Source organism: Amycolatopsis sp. SID8362, from assembly GCF_010550475.1.
GTDB lineage: Bacteria > Actinomycetota > Actinomycetes > Mycobacteriales > Pseudonocardiaceae > Amycolatopsis > Amycolatopsis eburnea.
In genome coordinates this window covers 1-17457 of record NZ_JAAGNB010000692.1, presented here as the reverse complement: position 1 = coordinate 17457, position 17457 = coordinate 1, and the positions used below count along the sequence as shown (strand labels likewise).

Sequence of the window (17457 nt, the reverse complement as noted above, 5' to 3'; positions counted from 1 at the left end):
TCGGCACCCGCGTGGCGGTCGGCCCGCCGACGGACCTCGCGGGCGCGGCCGATTCCCTGCGCTGGGCCCGCACGGCCCTGCGCCTTGTGGCCGGCGGCGCGCTCCCGGACGTACCGGTGACGTGGTGCGCGGAGCACCTGACCACGTTGTGGCTGCTGTCGGACGCACCGCTGGTGGATCAGCTGGCGGACCGGGAGCTGGCGCCGTTGGCGGGGTTCCCGGCCCGTACGCGGCTGCGGCTGGGGGAGACGTTGCTGTCTTGGCTGGAGCACGGCGGCAACTCGGAGCGGATCGCCGTGGAGCTTTCGGTGCACCCGCAGACGGTGCGGTATCGCGTGAAGCAGTTGAAGCAGGCGTTCGGGGAGCGGCTGGAGGACGCGGACGCGCGGTTCGCGATGCAGGCGGCGTTGCGTGCGTCGGGGCTTCGGGGGAGCCCTTGCCCAAAGTGAGAACGTGTTCTAGTTTTGTGACGTGAAGACCGATCTGGGCCTGGCCGGTTCCGTGGTGCTGGTCACCGGCGGTGTCCGGGGCGTCGGCCAGGGCATCTGCAACGTGTTCCTGGCCCACGGCGCCCGCGTGGTCACCTGCGCGCGCCGCGAAGCGCCCACCGATGCCGAGTTCGTCCAGTGCGACGTCCGCGACGAAACGCAGGTCGCCGCGCTCGTCGAGGGGATCGTCGAGCGGTACGGGCGCCTGGACGTGGTCGTGAACAACGCCGGCGGGGCGCCGTACGTCCCTGCGGCGCAGGGCTCGCCGCGGCTGCACGAGAAGGTCGTGCAGCTCAACCTGCTGGCTCCGCTGCTGGTCTCGCAGCACGCCAACGCCGTGATGCAGCGCCAGGACGGCGGTGGTGCGATCGTGATGATCTCCAGCGTCAGCGGGACGCGGCCGTCGCCCGGAACGGCGGCGTACGGAGCGGCCAAGGCGGGACTGGACAACCTGACTACGAGCCTGGCGGTCGAGTGGGCGCCGAAGGTGCGGGTCAACGCGCTCGACGTCGGGATGGTGCGGACCGAGCAGTCACACCTGCACTACGGCAGCGAAGCCGCGGTCGAGGCGGTCGGGAAGACCGTGCCGCTGGGGCGGCTGGCCGAGCCGGAGGAAGTCGGGAGCTGCGCCGCGTTCTTGGCATCGGGCCTGGCTTCCTACGTCTCCGGCGCGACCTTGCGCGTGCACGGCGGCGGTGAGGTCCCGGCTTTCCTCGCCGCGGCCGACGTCAACCATCGGGAGGATTCGTGAGCGGGTTGTGCCAGGACCGGGTGGTCGTGGTGACCGGCGCCGGACGCGGGATCGGGCGCGCGCACGCGCTCGCGTTCGCCGCCGAGGGGGCGCTGGTCGTGGTGAACGACGTGGCCGGGGACGCGGCCGCCGAGGTCGTCGCCGAGATCGAAGGGTTCGGCGGGAAGGCGGTGGCGAACACCTCGGACGTCGCCGACTGGGCTGGGGCCGAGGCACTGATCGGGACGGCGCTGGAGAACTTCGGGCGCCTCGACGTGCTGGTCAACAACGCCGGGTTCGTCCGGGACCGGATGCTGGCCAACCTGAGCGAAGACGAGTGGGACGCGGTGATCCGCGTGCACCTGAAGGGGCATTTCGCGCCCTTGCGGCACGCGGCCGGGCATTGGCGGGCCGAGGCCAAAGCGGGGCGGCTGCCGCGGGCGCGGGTGATCAACACCAGTTCGGGCGCCGGGTTGCTCGGCAGCGTGGGCCAGGGCAACTACTCGGCGGCGAAGGCGGGCATCGCCGGGTTGACCGTCGTGGCGGCCGCCGAGCTGGCGCGGTACGGGGTGACGGTGAACGCGATCGCGCCGGCCGCGCGGACGCAGATGACCGAAGGGGTGTTCGCGTCGATGGCCCGCCCCGAGAGCGGCTTCGACGCGATGGCGCCGGAGAACGTCTCGCCGCTGGTCGTGTGGCTGGGCAGCGAGGAATCCTCGCACGTCACCGGCCGGATGTTCGAGGTCGAAGGCGGCAAGGTTTCCCTCGCGCAGGGCTGGCGGCACGGCCCGGCGGTGGACAAGGGGGCTCGCTGGGAGCCGGCCGAACTGGGCCCGGTGGTCGCCGATCTGCTCGAGCGCGCGCCCGAGCCCGAACCCGTCTACGGAGCGAGCTGATGGGCATCCTCACCAAACGCGACGGCCACGTCGAGGTCGTCACGGTCGACTTCCCGCCGGTGAACGCGCTGCCGGTGCGGGGCTGGTTCGACCTCGCCGACGCGATCACGCGGGCCGGGCGCGACCCGGACGTCCACGTCGTCGTGCTGCGCGCGGAAGGCCGGGGTTTCAACGCGGGTGTGGACATCAAGGAGATCCAGCGCAGCGAGGGTTTCGACGCGTTGGTCGGCGCGAACCGGGGCTGCTACGCCGCTTTCGGGGCGGTCTACGACTGTGAGGTGCCGGTGGTCGCGGCGGTGCACGGCTTCTGCCTCGGCGGCGGGATCGGGCTGGTCGGCAACGCGGACGTGATCGTCGCGGCGGACGACGCGACGTTCGGCGTGCCGGAAGTCGAGCGGGGAGCGCTCGGCGCGGCGACGCACCTGGCCCGGCTGGTGCCGCAGCACCTGATGCGCACGCTCTACTTCACCGCCCGCACGATCACCGCCGCCGAGCTGCACGCGCATGGCTCGGTGTACCAGGTCGTGCCCCGCGCCCAGCTGGACGACGCGGCGATGGCCGTCGCCGCCGACATCGCGAAGAAGGACCCGCGGGTGATCCGGGCGGCCAAGGAGGCGTTGAACGGGATCGACACCCAGCAGGTGCACCGCAGCTACCGGTTCGAGCAGGGGTTCACCTTCGAGCTGAACCTGCTCGGCGCGTCCGACGAGGCCCGCGAGGAGTTCTTGAATGGCCGATAAGCGCATGACCGCCGACGAGGTCGCGGCGGAACTGGAAGACGGCATGACGGTCGGCATCGGCGGCTGGGGCTCCCGGCGCAAGCCGATGGCCCTGGTCCGGGCGATCCTGCGCACGCCGGTACGCGATCTGACCGTGGTCTCCTACGGCGGTCCCGACGTCGGCCTGCTGTGCGCGGCGGGCAAGGTCAAGCGGGTCGTCTTCGGGTTCGTGACGCTGGATTCGATCCCGTTCGACCCGTGGTTCGGGCGCGCCCGCGAAACCGGGTCGATCGCGGTCACCGAGTACGACGAAGGCATGTTCGGTGCGGCGCTTTCCGCGGCCGCGCAACGGCTTCCGTTCCTGCCGCTGCGCGCCGGGCTCGGCTCGGAGGTGATGCGTGCCAACCCGGATCTGCGGACCGTGCGTTCGCCGTATTCCGATGGCGAGGAGCTGGTCGCCGTCCCGGCGCAGCACCTGGACGTCGCGCTGGTGCACCTGAATCGCGCCGACGCCCGCGGCAACGCCCAGTACCTCGGCCCGGACCCGTACTTCGACGACCTGTTCTGCCTCGCGGCGGCGAAACGCTTCGTGTCGGTCGAGAAGGTCGTCGAGACACCGGACTTGATGGCGGGTGGGCCGGTGCAGTCGCTGCTGCTCAACCGGGGCAGCGTGGACGGTGTCGTCGAGGCGCCGCGCGGCGCGCACTTCACCACGGCAGTGCCGGACTACGGCCGGGACGAACGGTTCCAGCGGCATTACGCGTCGTGTGCCAAGGATCTCGACGCGTGGCCGGGGTTCGTGGACCGGTTCCTGTCCGGTGACGAGCGCGCGTATCTGTCCGAAGTGGACAAGTTCGAGGCGGAGGCGGCATGAACGCGACCCGGGCCGAGATCGCCGTCGTGGCGGTGGCCGAGTTGTTCCGCGGTGACGGTGAAATCGTGGCGAGCCCGATGGGCCTCATCCCGCAGCTGGGTGCCAAGCTCGCGCGGCTGACGTTCGAGCCGGATCTGCTGATGTCCGACGGCGAGGCGTACCTGGTCACGCCGGACGGCGAGATCGAAGGCTGGCAGCCGTTCCGGAAGATGCTCGACACGATCGTCCCGCACGGACGGCGGCACGTCGTGATGGGCGCCAACCAGATCGACCGCTACGGCAATCAGAACATTTCCGCCATCGGTGACCACGCGCGGCCGAAGAAGCAGCTCTTGGGTGTGCGTGGCGCGCCGGGCAACACGGTCAACCACCGCACCAGCTACTGGGTCCCGAAGCACTCGACCCGCGTCTTCGTGGACACAGTGGACGTCGTGTCCGGCGTCGGCTACGACAACGCGGCCAAGGCGGGTCCGTCCGCCGAGAAGTACCACGACGTCCACCGGGTCGTCACCAACCTCGGCGTCTTCGACTTCGCCACGCCGGACCACTCGATGCGCGCGGTGTCGCTGCACCCCGGTGTGACCCGCGAGGAGGTCGCGGCGGCGACGACGTTCGAGATCGACTTCGCCGACGCCGGGACCAGCCGCGAGCCGACGGACGACGAGCTGCGGCTGATCCGTGACGTGCTGGATCCGAAGAGCTTCCGCGACAAGGAAGTTCCGGCGTGAAGACCGCGCTGACCCGGCTGGTGGGTGTCGAGCACCCGATCGTCCAGACCGGGATGGGCTGGGTCGCCGGTCCGCGGCTGGTGTCGGCTACGGCGGAAGCGGGCGCGCTCGGCATCCTCGCGTCGGCCACGATGACCTACCTCGAACTCGAGTCCGCGATCGCCGAGGTCAAGAAGCGCACGGAGAAGCCCTTCGGCGTCAACCTGCGGGCGGACGCCGCCGACGCGGGCGACCGCGTGGACTTGCTGATCCGCGAGGGCGTCAAGGTGGCGTCGTTCGCACTGGCGCCGCGCAAGGAGATGATCGCGAAGCTGCGCGACCACGGCATCGTCGTGGTCCCGTCGGTCGGCGCCGCCCGGCACGCCGAGAAGGTCGCCGGCTGGGGCGCGGACGCCGTCATCGTCCAGGGCGGCGAGGGCGGCGGGCACACCGGCGGGGTCGCCACCACGCTGCTGCTGCCGTCCGTGCTCGACACCGTCGACATCCCGGTGATCGCGGCCGGCGGCTTCTTCGACGGCCGCGGGCTCGCCGCCGCGCTCGCGTACGGGGCCGCGGGCGTCGCGATGGGCACCCGGTTCCTGCTCAGCAAGGAGAGTACGGTCCCCGACGAGGTCAAGCGCGTCTACCTGGAGCAGGGGCTCACCGGGACGGTCGTCACCCGCCGCGTCGACGGCCTGCCGCACCGGGTGCTGCGCACCGACCTCGTCGACCGGCTCGAGCGCTCCGGCCGGCTGAAGGGGCTCGCGCAGGCCGCGCGGAACGCGCTCCGCTTCCGGAATATCACCGGACTGTCCCCGGTTGCCATGGTCAAAGAAGGCTTCGCGATGAAGCACGGCAACGATCTCACCTGGAGTCAGCTGGTCATGGCGGCCAACACCCCCATGCTGCTGCGTGCGGGGCTGGTCGAGGGCCGGACCGACGCCGGGGTGCTAGCGTCGGGGCAGGTGGTGGGCATGATCCACGACCTGCCCACGGTGGGCGAGATCGTCGAGGGCACGGTGGCCGAGGCGGGTGAGATCCTGCGGCGCCTCGGCCCGGAAACGGGAGGATGACAGTGGCGCTCAAGGTCGGTTACAAGGCGTCGCCGGAACAGTTCGGGGCGCGCGACCTGGTCGAGTTCGCCGTGCGCGCCGAGGAGGTCGGCCTGGACTCGGTCTGGGTCGCGGACCACTTCCTGCCGTGGCGGCACGAGGGCGGGCACGCGCCGTGGGCGCTGGCGTTCATCCCGGCAGTGGCGGAGCGGACGAACCGGGTGCAGATCGGCACGAGCGTGCTGACCCCGACGTTCCGGTACAACCCGGCGGTGATCGCGCAGGCGTTCGCGTCGATGTCGCTGCTGTCGGAGGGCCGGGTGATCCTGGGGGTCGGCACCGGTGAGGCGCTCAACGAGATCGCCGTCTCCGGGATGGAGTGGCCGGAGTTCAAGGAACGGTTCGCGCGGCTGCGCGAGGCGATCACGCTGATGCGGCGGCTGTGGACCGAGGACAACGTCTCGCACGACGGCGAGTACTACAAGCTGGTCGACGCGCGGATCTATGACCGCCCGGACCAGCCGCTGCCGGTGTACATCGCCGCGGGCGGCCCGGTGGTGGCCAAGTACGCGGGCCGCGCGGGTGACGGCTTCATCTGCACCTCGGGCAAGGGCATGGACCTCTACACCGAGAAGCTGATGCCGGCGGTGACCGAGGGCGCGGCCGCGGCCGGGCGCGAGGTCAAGGACATCGACCGGATGATCGAGGTCAAGATCTCCTACGACCGCGACCCGGAGAAGGCGCTGGAGAACACGCGCTTCTGGGCCCCGCTGTCGCTGACGGCGGAGCAGAAGCACACGATCTCCTCAGCCGATGAGATGGAGCGGCTCGCCGACGAGCTGCCGATCGAGCAGGTCGCGAAGCGGTGGATCGTGGCGTCCGACCCGGACGAGGCGGTGGCGCTGGTGAAGCCGTACGTCGACGCGGGCCTGAACCACCTGGTCGTGCACGGCCCGGGCCACGACCAGGAGCGGTTCCTGAGCCAGTTCTCCGAAGACGTCCTGCCGAAGCTGCGCGAACTCGGCTGATCGGCGTGTGCCGAAGGGCCGGTCTGGCGACCCGGATGTCGTGAATGACTCATTCATGTCGTCCGACGACATGAATGAGTCATTCACTGCGTGCGGACCAGGGCTGCGGCAAGGGTGCGGCGGCGGCGCCGGTGCGCCGACTTGGCCGGGACCCTGATGCCGGACGACATGAATGACCCATTCATGTCGTTGGTCGCGGGCGCCGTGGCAGCTACAGGCGTTCGATGATGGTCACGTTGGCGGTGCCGCCGCCTTCGCACATCGTCTGCAGGCCGTAGCGGCCGCCGCGGCGCTCCAGTTCGTGCAGGAGCGTTGCCAGGAGCTTGGTGCCGGTGGCCCCGATCGGGTGGCCGAGGGCGATGCCGCCCCCGTTCACGTTGACCCGGTCGGGGTCCGCGCCGGTTTCGTCCAGCCACGCCAGGACGACGCTGGCGAACGCCTCGTTGACCTCGAACAGGTCGATGTCCCCGATCTCGAGCCCGGCCCGGCGCAGCGCGTGCGCGGTGGCCGGGATCGGGCCGGTCAGCATCCACACCGGGTCCGCCGCGCGGACCGACAGGTGGTGGATGCGGGCCCGAGGGGTGAGCCCGTGTTCCTCGACGAACGCCGCGGACGCCAGCAGGGCCGCGCTCGCGCCGTCCGAAATCTGGCTGGCCACCGCGGCCGTCAGGCGGGACTCCGGCGAAAGCGGCTTCAGGCCGCGCATCCGCTCCAGCGACGTGTCCCGGCGCGGCCCCTCGTCGTGCCGGAAGTCGTCGACGGGCGCGATCTCCGCGTCGAACCGCCCGGAGTCGATCGCCGCCAGGGCCCGCTGGTGGCTGCGCAGCGCGTACTCCTCCATGGTCTCCCGGCTGATGTCCCAGTGGGAAGCGATCATGTCCGCGCTGCGGAACTGCGAAACCTCGACACTGCCGTAGCGCTCCTGCCAGCCCTTCGAACCCGAGAACGGGTCGTCGAAGCCGTACTCGCGCCCGGCCAGCATCGCCGCGCTGATCGGGATGCGGCTCATGTTCTGCACCCCGCCCGCCAGCACCAGGTCCTGCGTCCCCGACATGACGGCCTGCGCGGCGAAGTGGACGGCCTGCTGGCTCGACCCGCACTGCCGGTCGACGGTCACCCCGGGCACGTGGTCGCCGAACCCCGCCGCCAGCCACGCCGTGCGCGCGATGTTGCCCGACTGCGGGCCGAGGGTGTCGACGCAGCCGAGGATGACGTCGTCGACGAGGTCCGGGTCGACGCCCGTACGCGCGACGACCGACCGGATGACGTGCGCGCCGAGGTCGGCGGAGTGCCACCCGGACAGGGCGCCGCCGCGGCGGCCGACCGGCGTGCGGACGGCGTCGAGGAGGAAGGCTTCGGGCACGGGCGCTCCTAGGGGTGCTGGCTGCTGACGGAGACGACTTCGCCGGTGAGGTAGCTGGCGTAGTCGCTGGCGAGGAAGACCATCACGTTGGCGACTTCCCAGGGTTCGGCGGCGCGGCCGAAGGCTTCGCGTTTCGTGAGGTCTTCGAGGAGTTCGTCGCTGGTCACCTTGGCCAGGAACGGGTGCATGGCGAGGCTGGGGGCGACGGCGTTGATCCGGACGCCGTGCTCGGCGGCGTCCAGTGCCGAGCACCGGGTCAGGGCCATGACTCCGGCTTTCGCGGCGGCGTAGTGGGCCTGCCCGGCTTGGGCGCGCCAGCCGATCACCGACGCGTTGTTGACGATCGCGCCGCCTCCGCCTTGGGCGACGAACTGCTTCAGCACCGCCCGCGTACACCGGAAAGTGCCGGTGAGGGTGATGTCGAGAACGCGGGACCACTCGTCGTCGGTCATGTCCAGCACGGACTTGGTGCCGCCGAGCCCGGCGTTGTTGATCATCACGTCGACCCGCCCGTAGTGGGCCGCGGCGCCGTCGATGAGGGCTTGGACCTGGTCTTCCTGGGTGACGTCGCAGGGGATCGCGTGCACCTCGCCCAGTTCGGCGGCCTTTTCCTTGAGTCGCCGTTCGTGCCAGTCGCTGATGACGACGTTCGCGCCTTCTTCCAGGCAGCGCCGCGCGACGGCGGAGCCGATGCCGGTGCCGGCCGCGGCGGTGACGACGACGACCTTGCCGGAGAGCAGGTCGTGGCCGGGTGGGTACTGGGGGATCACGGGCGGGCCTCCCGGGGCAGGCCGAGGACGCGCTCGGCGATGATGTTGCGTTCGATTTCGTCGGAGCCGCCGTAGATGGTGTCGGCGCGGGTGAACAGGTAGAGGCGCTGCCAGTCGTCGAGTTCGGCGCCGTCGGAGGTGAGCGAACGCGCTCCGCGGGCGCGCATGGCGAGTTCGCCGAGGCCGCGGTGCCATTGGGCCCAGAGGAGCTTGCCGACGGCGACTTCGGGTCCGGCGGGGCGGCCGAGGGTGCGCAGGGCGTGGGCGCGCAGGACGCGCAGGCCGATGGCGGCGCGGGTGAGGTCGGCGCGCAGGAGGGGGTCGTCGTAGGTGCCGGTTCGTTGGGCTTCGGTGGTGATGTCGTCGAGTTCGCGGCGGAAGCCGATCTGCTGGGCGAGGGTGGAGACGCCGCGTTCGAAGCCGAGGGTGGCCATGGCGATTTTCCAGCCGTCGCCGGGTGCGCCGACGACGTGGTCGGCGGGGGTGCGGGCGTCGTCGAAGAAGACTTCGTTGAATTCGGAGGTGCCGGTGAGCTGCTGGATGGGGCGGACGGTGACGCCGTCCTGGCGCAGGGGGACCAGGAGGTAGGAGAGGCCGTGGTGGCGCTGGGAGCCGGGTTCGGTGCGGGCGAGGACGAAGCACCAGTCGGCCACGTGCGCGAGGGAGGTCCAGATTTTCTGGCCGTTGATGATCCATTCGCCGTCGCGCAGGACCGCCGACGTGGAGACGGCGGCGAGGTCGGAGCCGGCGCCGGGTTCGGAGTAGCCCTGGGACCACAGTTCGTCGACGGCGAGGATTTTCGGCAGGAACCGGGCCTGCTGCTGCGGTGTGCCGAAGGCGATGAGGGTGGGGCCGAGGAGTTGCTCGCCGATGTGGTTGACGCGGGCGGGGGCGCCGGAGGCGGCGTATTCCTCGTGGAAGGCGACCTGGTCGTCGAGGGGGAGGCCGCGGCCGCCGTGTTCGGTGGGCCAGCCGAGGCCGGTCCAGCCGGCGGCGGCGAGGTGGCGTTCCCAGGCCAGGCGCAGGTCGAACTCCTCGTGTTCGCGTCCGGGGCCGCCCAGGCCGCGCAGCCGGGCGAACTCGCCGGTCAGGTTGTCGGCCAGCCAGCTCGCGACTTCACGGCGGAATCCCGTCGGTTCCACACACGCCTCCTTGCTGCCGGGCCGGTCCGGCACCTAGGGTAATGAGAACACGTTCTAGTTTGTCGGTCCAGAGGAGGGTGTGGTGGGAAGAACCACGATCCCGGCCGTCGTCCGGGACGCCGCCGCCAAGTTCGGGTCCGCGGAGGCACTGGTCGACGGCGGGCTGCGACTCGGCTACGACCAGCTTCTGGAACGTGTTCAGACGGTCGCCAGGGCCTTCCTCGCCCGCGGCGTCGAGCCGGGCGACCGCGTCGCCATCACCCTGCCCAACACCCACCACTGGGTCCTGACGGCACTGGGCGCGCTCTACGCGGGCGCGACGCTGATCCCGGTCAACACCCGGTTCACCGCCGCCGAGACCGTGGACCTGCTGGTCCGCGGCCGGGCGAAAGCGCTGGTCGTGGCCGCGGACTTCCTCGGCGCCGACCGCCACGCCGCGATCCGCGCGACCGGTGCGGAGCTGCCCGACCTCGGCACCGTCGTCCGGGTACCGCTGGAGCAGCCGCACCAGCGGGTCGAAGGCACGCTCGGCTGGGACGAGTTCCTGGGGCTCGCCGAACGCGTCCCGCTCGCCGAGGCCGAAGCGCGGGCCGACGCCGTGCGGCCCGACGACGTCAGCGACATCCTCTTCACCTCCGGCACCAGCGGCCGCTCGAAGGGCGTGCTCTCCGCCCACCGCCAGGCGGTCGGCGTCGCGACCGCCTGGGCGGACTGCGGCCGGGTCACCGCCGACGACCGGTACCTGGTGATCAACCCGTTCTTCCACAGCTTCGGCTACAAGGCCGGGATCCTGGTCGGCCTGCTGACCGGCGCGACGATCGTCCCGCAGGCGGTGTTCGACGTCCGCGCGGCACTGGAGCTGATCGAGCGGGAACGGATCTCCGTGCTCCCGGGCGCGCCGACGATCTTCCAGTCCCTGCTGCAGGAACGCCGCGGCGACCTGCCGACCCTGCGGCTCGCGGTCACCGGGGCGGCCACGGTCCCCGCGTCGCTGGTCCGGCGGATGCGGGCCGAGCTGGGGTTCGACATCGTCCTCACCGCCTACGGCCTCACCGAAGCCGTCGTGGTGACCATGTGCCGCCCCGGCGACGACGCCGAGCTGGTGTCCCGCACGTCCGGCCGCGCGACCGCCGGCTTCGAAGTCGCGATCCAGGGCTCGCCGGGCGAGATCGTGGTCCGCGGGCCGAACGTGATGCTCGGCTACCTCGACGACCCCGAGGCCACCGCGAAGGCCGTCGACGACGAAGGCTGGCTGCACACCGGGGACGTCGGCGAACTCGACGAGGACGGCAACCTCACGATCACCGGCCGGCTCAAGGACATGTACATCTGCGGCGGCTTCAACGTCTACCCGGCCGAGGTCGAGCACGCCCTCACCGAACTGGACGGCGTCCGCGACGTCGCCGTCGTCGGCGTCCCGGACGAGCGGCTCGGCGAGGTCGGCAAGGCCTTCGTCGTCGGCACCGGGCTGACCGAAGCGGCGGTCGTCGCGTTCTGTCGCGAACGGCTCGCCAACTACAAGACCCCGCGGTTCGTCGAGTTCCTGGACGCACTGCCCCGCAACGCTTCCGGCAAGGTGCTGAAGCGGCTGCTGACCGAGGAGAAGGCATGAGTGAACCGGTGGTCCGCTACGAGCGGCGCGGGCCGGTCGCGGTCGTCACGATGAACCGGCCGGACTACCGCAACGCCCAGAACTCCGCGATGACCTACGCGCTGGACGACGCCTTCGCGGCCGCGGTGAACGACCCCGAGGTCAAGGTCATCGTGCTGGCGGGAGAAGGGAAGCACTTCTCCGCCGGGCACGACATCGGCAGCCCGGGCCGGGACGCGGACCAGTCGTTCGACCGGCGCGCGGTGATGTGGTGGGACCACACCGACAAGGTCGGCGGCGACCAGCGGTTCGCCCGGGAGTCCGAGGTGTACCTCGGGATGTGCCGCCGGTGGCGGGAAATCCCGAAGCCGATGATCGCGAGCGTGCAGGGCGCGTGCATCGCGGGTGGGCTGATGCTGGCGTGGGTGTGCGACCTGATCGTCGCCGCCGACGACGCGTTCTTCGCCGATCCCGTGGTGCGCATGGGAATCCCCGGCGTCGAGTACTTCGCGCACCCGTGGGTCCTGGGGCCCCGCGCGGCGAAGGAGGTGCTGTTCACCGGCGAGCGGTTCACGGTGCAGCAAGCCAAGGAGTGGGGCATGGTCACGCGGATCGTGCCGCGGGCGGAGCTGGAGGAGCGGACGGTCGAACTCGCGGAGAAGATCGCCGGGATGCCGTCGTTCGGGCTGGCGCTGGCGAAGAAGGCCGTCAACCAGGCCGAGGATCTGATGGGCCTGCGGTCCGGAATGGACTCCGTGTTCGGCCTGCACCACTTCGCCCACGCGCACAACGCGGAGACGTCGGAAGACTCCCTCGGTGGTCAGTCGGCGCGGTCGATGCGCGACGCGAACAAGGGGGGCTGATGGACCTCGACATCGACGCGGCGTCGGCGGCGTTCCGCGAGGAGGCCCGGGAGTGGCTGGCGTCGCATGTGCGCGTGTTGCCGTCGATGGATACGGCGGAAGGGTTCGCGGCGCACCGGGCGTGGGAAGCGGAACTGGCCGAGGCGCGGTGGTCGGTGGTGTCGTGGCCGGCGGAGTACCACGGCCGGGATGCCTCGATGGTGCAGTGGTTGCTGTTCGAGGAGGAGTACTACGCCGCCCGCGCGCCGGGCCGGGTGAGCCAGAACGGCATCTTCATGCTCGGTCCGACGTTGTTCGCCCATGGCACGCAGGAGCAACGTGACCGGATCCTGCCGCCGATGGCCCGCGGTGAGGAGGTGTGGGCGCAGGCGTGGTCGGAACCCGAGGCGGGCAGCGACATCGCGGCGTTGCGGAGTACGGCGGTGCGTACCGAGGGCGGGTGGTTGCTGTCGGGGCAGAAGACGTGGAGTTCGCGGGCGTCGTTCGCCGACCGGGCGTTCGGGTTGTTCCGCACCGACCCCGAAGCGCAGCGGCATCACGGGCTGACGTATTTCATGGCCGACCTGCGTGCCGACGGTGTCACGGTGCGGCCGATCCCCCAGCTGGACGGGGAACCGGGGTTCGCGGAGATCTTCTTCGACGACGTGTTCGTGCCCGACGCCGACGTGATCGGGGAGGTCGGGCAGGGGTGGCGGGTCGCGATGACGACGGCCAACAACGAACGCGGCTTGTCGTTGCGCAGCCCGGGACGGTTCCTCGCGGCGGCGGATCGCCTGGTCGATCTGTGGCGGTCCCACGGCGCCGATCAGTCCACAAGGGACCGAGTGGCGGATGCCTGGATCGGTGCGCGCGCGTACCAGCTCTACACGTTCGGAACGGTGAGCCGCCTGGCCGAAGGCGGCGAGCTGGGCCCGGAGTCCAGTGTGAACAAGCTCTTCTGGTCCCATTTGGACGTCGAACTGCACGAGACCGCCCTGGACGTGCTCGGTCCGGCCGGGGAAACGGACCAGGACTGGGTGGACGGTTACCTGTTCTCCCTCGCCGGGCCGATCTACGGCGGCACGGACCAGATCCAGCGGAACACCATCGCCGAACGGCTGCTGAAGCTCCCGAGGGAGGCCCGCCGATGAGGTTCCTGCTCTCGCCGGAACAACGGCAGTTCTCCGCGACGCTGCACGACCTCCTCGGCGGCGCCGACACCGCGGCCGCCGCCCGGGCCTGGGCCGCGGGGGAGCACGACCGCGGCCTGAAGCTCTGGCGCGCGCTCGCCGACGTCGGGGTCTTCGCGCTGCTCGTGCCCGAGGAGCACGGCGGGCTCGGCGCCGGCCCGGTCGACCTGGTCGTCGCCTTCGAGGCACTCGGCTACCACGCCGTCCCGGGCCCGCTCGTCGAGTCGGCGGCGGTGGCTCCGGCGTTGCTGACCGGCGAAAAGCTGACCGCGCTCGCCGAGGGCGACCTCTTGGCGACCGTCGTCGCCCCGCCGGAAGTCCCCCTCGCCCTGGACGCCGACGTCGCCGGGGTGGTCCTGGACCTCACCGGCGCGGAACTCACGGCGGCGGAGCCGGTCCGCTCGATCGACCCGGTCCGGCGGCTGTTCCGGGTCCCCGGCGCGGCCGCGGCACCGGTGTCCGACCTCGGCGTGCTCTCGGTGGCTGCTCAGTTGCTCGGCGCGGGCCAATGGCTCCTCGACACCTCCGTCGCCTACGCCCAGCAGCGCCGCCAGTACGGCCGGGCGATCGGCGAGTACCAGGCGATCAAGCACCTGCTCGCCGACGTCGCCACCCGGCTCGAACTGGCCCGCCCGCTGCTCTACGGCGCGGCGGTCGCCGGGGAGACGTTCGCCCGGGACGTCTCGGCGGCCAAGGTCATGGCCGGGGACGCAGCCTCCCTCGCCGCGCGCACCGCGCTCCAGGTGCACGGCGCGATCGGCTACACCGCCGAACACGACCTCGGCCTGCGGCTCACGAAGGTCCGCGCGCTGGCCGGGGCGTGGGGCACCGGGGCGTTCCACCGCGCGCGGGTGCTGCGATGACCGACCCGATGGAGACCGAGGAAGCCCGGGCCCTGCGTGATGCCGTCCGAGCGCTGCTGACCCGGCGGTCGGGGCCCGAGGCGGTGCGGGCCGCGATGGACTCGCCGCTGGGCTACGACGACAAGCTGTGGTCGACGCTGTGCGAGCAGATCGGCGTCGCCGCCCTCGCCATCCCGGAGCACTACGGCGGCGCGGGCGCGGGACTCGCCGAAGCGTGCATTGTCCTGCAGGAACTCGGCCGGACGCTCACGCCGGCGCCGCTGCTGGGCTCGGCGTTGCTCTGCGGCGAAGCCCTGCTACGCGCCGGCAACGACGAAGCCTGCGAACGGCTGCTGCCGGGCATCGCCGCGGGCACGACGCTCGCCGCGCTGGCCTGGGCCGACGAAGACTGGTCGTGCGCGCTGACCGCGTCGGACACCGGGCTCGATGGCCGCGCTCACTACGTCCTCGACGGCGATCTCGCGGACGTCCTCCTGGCCGTGGCCCGCACCGCGGACGGCGCCGGGTTGTTCGAGGTGCCGCTCGACGGCGTCCGCCGCGAGCGCGTCACCACCCTCGACCCGACCCGGCGCCTCGCCGTCGTCGACTTCGCTTCGACCCCGGCCCGGCGTCTCGACACCGGCGGTTTCGAGCGGCAGCTGCGGCGGCTGCTCGACACCGCGGTGATCGGCGTGGCCGCGGAACAGGTCGGCGCGGCGGCCCGGGCGCTGGAACTGACGGTGGAATACACGAAGCAACGCCGTCAGTTCGGCCGGCCGATCGGGTCGTTCCAGGCGCTGAAGCACCGGATGGCCGATGTCCACGTCCACGTCGAAGCGGCCCGCTCGGCGTTGTACGCGGCCATTGTGGACGGTGACGCCGAAGCCGTCGCGGGCGCGAAACTCGTGTGCAGCGAAGCCTTTTCGCACGCCGCCGCCGAGATGATCCAGCTCCACGGCGGCATCGCGATCACCTGGGAGCACGACGCCCACCTGTACTTCAAGCGCGCGCACGGGACCGCCCTGCTGTTCGGCGATCCCGCGCGCGCACTCCGTTCCTAGGCGAGGTGGTGCACTTCCTGCAGCCCGTACACCGGCGTCGGCAGGCCTTCGGCGCGGGCCTTCAGCTGCAGGGCCAGGTAGAGCGAGTAGTGGCGGGACTGGTGCAGGTTCCCGCCGTGGAACCACAGGCCCTCCTGCTGCGTGGGCTTCCACATGTTCCGCTGCTCGCCCTCCCACGGACCCGGGTCCTTCGTGGTATCCGAGCCCAGGCCCCACACCTTGCCGACCTTGTCCGCGACCTCCTGGCTGATCAGGTCCGCGGCCCAGCCGTTCATCGAGCCGTACCCGGTGGCGTAGACGACGAGGTCCGCCTCCAGCTCGGTGCCGTCGTCGAGCTTCACGGAGTGCTCCGTCAGCTCGGTGACCTGGCCGTGCGCGAGCTTGACGTCGCCGTTCGCCACCAGGTCCGCGGCGCCCACGTCGATGTAGTAGCCCGAGCCGCGGCGCAGGTACTTCATGAACAGGCCGGAGTCGTCGTCACCCCAGTCGTGGCGGAAGCCCGCGCCCTCGAGGCGGTCGTAGAACTCCTGGTCGCGTTCCTTGATCGCGGCGTACACCGGCTGCTGGAACGTGTGCATGATCCGGTAGGGGAGCGAGGCGAACGTCAGGTCCGCCTTCTGCGTGGTCATCCCGGCGGCCAGCGCGCGCTCGGAGTAGAGGTCGCCGAGCCCGAGGTCCATCAGCGAGTCCGACTTCACGATGTGCGTGGAGCTGCGCTGGACCATGGTGACGTCGGCGCCGGCCTCCCACAGCGCGCCGCAGATGTCGAACGCCGAGTTGTTGGACCCGATGATCACCGCCTTCTTGCCGCGGTAGGCGTCCGGCCCGGGGTGCTGCGAGCTGTGGTGCTGCTCGCCCTGGAAGCGGTCCTGGCCGGGCAGCTCCGGGATGTTCGGCTTGCCCGACATGCCGGTCGCGAGCACCAGCTGCTTCGGCTTGAGGACGACTTCTTCGCCGTCGCGGTCGAGGACGACCGTCCACTCCTTGGCTTCTTCGTCGTAGGAGGCGCTCTTGCAGGTCGTCGAGGACCAGTAGTTGACCTCCATGACCTTCGTGTACATCTCGAGCCAGTCGGCGATCTTGTCCTTGGGCGCGAAGACCGGCCAGTTGCGCGGGAAGTCGAGGTAGGGCAGGTGGTCGTACCAGACCGGGTCGTGCAGGCAGAGCGACTTGTAGCGGCCGCGCCACTGGTCGCCGGGCCGGGCGTAGCGGTCGACGACCACGTGCGGCACGCCGAGCTGGCGCAGCCGGGCGCCCAGCGCGATCCCGCCCTGCCCGCCGCCGATGACGACGACGTACGGCTGCCGCGTGGTGCCGAGTTCGGCCGCTTCCGCCTGCCGCGCTTCGGACCAGGTGACGCGGTCGCGGTTGACGCCGTGCTCGGCGCCCTTCGGCCGGGCGGTGCCGAGCGGCTCCTCGTGACCCTTCAGCTCGTGCAGGGTGGTGAGCAGCGTGAACGCGCCTTCGTCGGTGAGGCGCAGGTGGCCGCGGCCGCGCCCGGCGGCGGTTTCGAAGCCGATCCACGCCTCGACGACGCCGTCGGTTTCGGTCGGCTCTTCGGTGGCGTGGAAGCCGCTCGCGTCGGTGGTGTCCATCGTGGCGAGCAGGAGATCCTTGACGCCGTCGCGGTTTTCGACGGTCTTCAGGTTCCAGGTGAAGGCGACCAGGTCGCGCCAGAACGACGTCGTGGCGAAGAGGGCGGCGGCGCGGTCGGCGTCCCGGGCCGCGAGCGCGGCCTCGAAGTCGGCGAGCCAGCCGTCGACGCGCTGCCGGGCATCGAGGGCCGCGGCCGGTTCGAGGGTCTGGGTCATGAGCGGACCTCCCCGTCTCGGGCACCGTCGTCGTCGGCGGCGCGTTCAGGGCAGCCAACCCCGGCGGCCCGGGTCCGCGTAAGGGTTGCCCTAAGGTTGCAACACCACTTCGACGCCCGGCGCGATCCGGTACGGCCGGGCGAGCAGCAGGCCGCCGACGAGCTTGCGCAGCCGGGACAGCTCGGCGCGCACGGTCACCAGGTGCGTGCGGTCGCCGTAGACGGTTTCCGACAGCTGCGCGGCCGACACCCCGGCGGGCCCCGCGGCCGCGATCAGCCGCAGCAGGTCCGCCTGGCGGCGGCCGAGCGGGTGCGTCCACCGCGTCGAGCCTTCGACGATCGCGCGCGGCGG

At 71.4% G+C, this 17457-nt stretch carries 17 protein-coding genes and 1 pseudogene; 13 read left to right on the top strand and 5 right to left on the bottom strand.

Annotated elements, in window-relative coordinates; translation table 11 throughout:
* The 8 genes from G3I65_RS21320 to fgd all read left to right on the top strand — a co-directional run.
* The coding region (locus tag G3I65_RS21320) for a CdaR family transcriptional regulator (protein WP_160697674.1) at nucleotides 1–449 on the top strand (449 nt) is incomplete at its 5' end.
* Nucleotides 450–471: 22 nt separating this feature from the next.
* A complete protein-coding gene (locus tag G3I65_RS21315; RefSeq protein ID WP_160697673.1) occupies nucleotides 472–1239 on the top strand; it encodes an SDR family oxidoreductase in 768 nt (255 codons plus the stop codon).
* Entirely contained in the window at nucleotides 1236–2114 is an 879-nt protein-coding gene (locus tag G3I65_RS21310) for an SDR family oxidoreductase (RefSeq protein WP_160697672.1), read from the top strand. Before G3I65_RS21315 ends, G3I65_RS21310 begins: the two co-directional genes overlap by 4 nt.
* On the top strand, nucleotides 2114–2854 hold the full coding sequence (locus G3I65_RS21305) for an enoyl-CoA hydratase family protein (RefSeq protein ID WP_160697671.1): 741 nt from the start codon (nucleotides 2114–2116) through the stop codon (nucleotides 2852–2854). The genes G3I65_RS21310 and G3I65_RS21305 overlap by 1 nt, the downstream gene beginning before the upstream one ends.
* Nucleotides 2844–3707 (top strand): CoA transferase subunit A, encoded by an 864-nt coding sequence (locus G3I65_RS21300; RefSeq protein ID WP_160697670.1) that lies wholly within the window; start codon nucleotides 2844–2846, stop codon nucleotides 3705–3707. Before G3I65_RS21305 ends, G3I65_RS21300 begins: the two co-directional genes overlap by 11 nt.
* Entirely contained in the window at nucleotides 3704–4435 is a 732-nt protein-coding gene (locus G3I65_RS21295) for a CoA-transferase subunit beta (protein WP_160697669.1), read from the top strand. Before G3I65_RS21300 ends, G3I65_RS21295 begins: the two co-directional genes overlap by 4 nt.
* The gene (locus tag G3I65_RS21290) at nucleotides 4432–5487 is read left to right on the top strand and encodes a nitronate monooxygenase family protein (RefSeq protein ID WP_160697668.1); all 1056 of its coding nucleotides are present in this window, start codon (nucleotides 4432–4434) and stop codon (nucleotides 5485–5487) included. Before G3I65_RS21295 ends, G3I65_RS21290 begins: the two co-directional genes overlap by 4 nt.
* 2 nt (nucleotides 5488–5489) lie before the next feature.
* Entirely contained in the window at nucleotides 5490–6494 is a 1005-nt protein-coding gene (gene fgd / locus G3I65_RS21285) for a glucose-6-phosphate dehydrogenase (coenzyme-F420) (RefSeq protein WP_163046729.1), read from the top strand.
* A gap of 211 nt (nucleotides 6495–6705) precedes the next feature.
* Here the strand turns inward: fgd and G3I65_RS21280 are convergent, their stop codons facing one another.
* Genes G3I65_RS21280 through G3I65_RS21270 form a run of 3 tightly spaced genes read right to left on the bottom strand, consistent with a single transcriptional unit; the run spans nucleotide 6706 to nucleotide 9769 of the window.
* A complete protein-coding gene (locus G3I65_RS21280; RefSeq protein WP_160697666.1) occupies nucleotides 6706–7857 on the bottom strand; it encodes an acetyl-CoA C-acetyltransferase in 1152 nt (383 codons plus the stop codon).
* An 8-nt stretch (nucleotides 7858–7865) separates the two neighbouring features.
* Nucleotides 7866–8627, bottom strand: coding sequence for an SDR family oxidoreductase (locus G3I65_RS21275; protein WP_160697665.1), 762 nt, complete (start codon nucleotides 8625–8627; stop codon nucleotides 7866–7868).
* Complete coding sequence (locus G3I65_RS21270) at nucleotides 8624–9769, bottom strand: acyl-CoA dehydrogenase family protein (RefSeq protein WP_160697664.1); 1146 nt, start codon at nucleotides 9767–9769, stop codon at nucleotides 8624–8626. Before G3I65_RS21270 ends, G3I65_RS21275 begins: the two co-directional genes overlap by 4 nt.
* Nucleotides 9770–9851: 82 nt before the next feature.
* Here G3I65_RS21270 and G3I65_RS21265 point away from each other — a divergent pair, with 82 nt between their 5' ends.
* Genes G3I65_RS21265 through G3I65_RS21245 form a run of 5 tightly spaced genes read left to right on the top strand, consistent with a single transcriptional unit; the run spans nucleotide 9852 to nucleotide 15295 of the window.
* The gene (locus tag G3I65_RS21265) at nucleotides 9852–11381 is read left to right on the top strand and encodes a FadD3 family acyl-CoA ligase (RefSeq protein WP_160697663.1); all 1530 of its coding nucleotides are present in this window, start codon (nucleotides 9852–9854) and stop codon (nucleotides 11379–11381) included.
* Entirely contained in the window at nucleotides 11378–12223 is an 846-nt protein-coding gene (locus G3I65_RS21260) for an enoyl-CoA hydratase (protein ID WP_160697662.1), read from the top strand. The genes G3I65_RS21265 and G3I65_RS21260 overlap by 4 nt, the downstream gene beginning before the upstream one ends.
* Nucleotides 12223–13353, top strand: coding sequence for an acyl-CoA dehydrogenase family protein (locus tag G3I65_RS21255; RefSeq protein WP_160697661.1), 1131 nt, complete (start codon nucleotides 12223–12225; stop codon nucleotides 13351–13353). Before G3I65_RS21260 ends, G3I65_RS21255 begins: the two co-directional genes overlap by 1 nt.
* The gene (locus tag G3I65_RS21250) at nucleotides 13350–14255 is read left to right on the top strand and encodes an acyl-CoA dehydrogenase family protein (RefSeq protein WP_160697660.1); all 906 of its coding nucleotides are present in this window, start codon (nucleotides 13350–13352) and stop codon (nucleotides 14253–14255) included. Before G3I65_RS21255 ends, G3I65_RS21250 begins: the two co-directional genes overlap by 4 nt.
* Nucleotides 14252–15295, top strand: a complete 1044-nt coding sequence (locus G3I65_RS21245; RefSeq protein ID WP_239071344.1) for an acyl-CoA dehydrogenase family protein — start codon at nucleotides 14252–14254, stop codon at nucleotides 15293–15295. The genes G3I65_RS21250 and G3I65_RS21245 overlap by 4 nt, the downstream gene beginning before the upstream one ends.
* Here the strand turns inward: G3I65_RS21245 and G3I65_RS21240 are convergent.
* Nucleotides 15292–17106 carry an NAD(P)/FAD-dependent oxidoreductase gene (locus G3I65_RS21240; RefSeq protein ID WP_160697659.1) on the bottom strand — a complete coding sequence of 605 codons (1815 nt, stop codon included), beginning with the start codon at nucleotides 17104–17106 and terminating at the stop codon, nucleotides 15292–15294. The genes G3I65_RS21245 and G3I65_RS21240 overlap by 4 nt on opposite strands.
* 90 nt (nucleotides 17107–17196) lie before the next feature.
* Nucleotides 17197–17457 (bottom strand): annotated as a pseudogene (locus G3I65_RS21235) (transcriptional regulator); the annotation flags it as partial.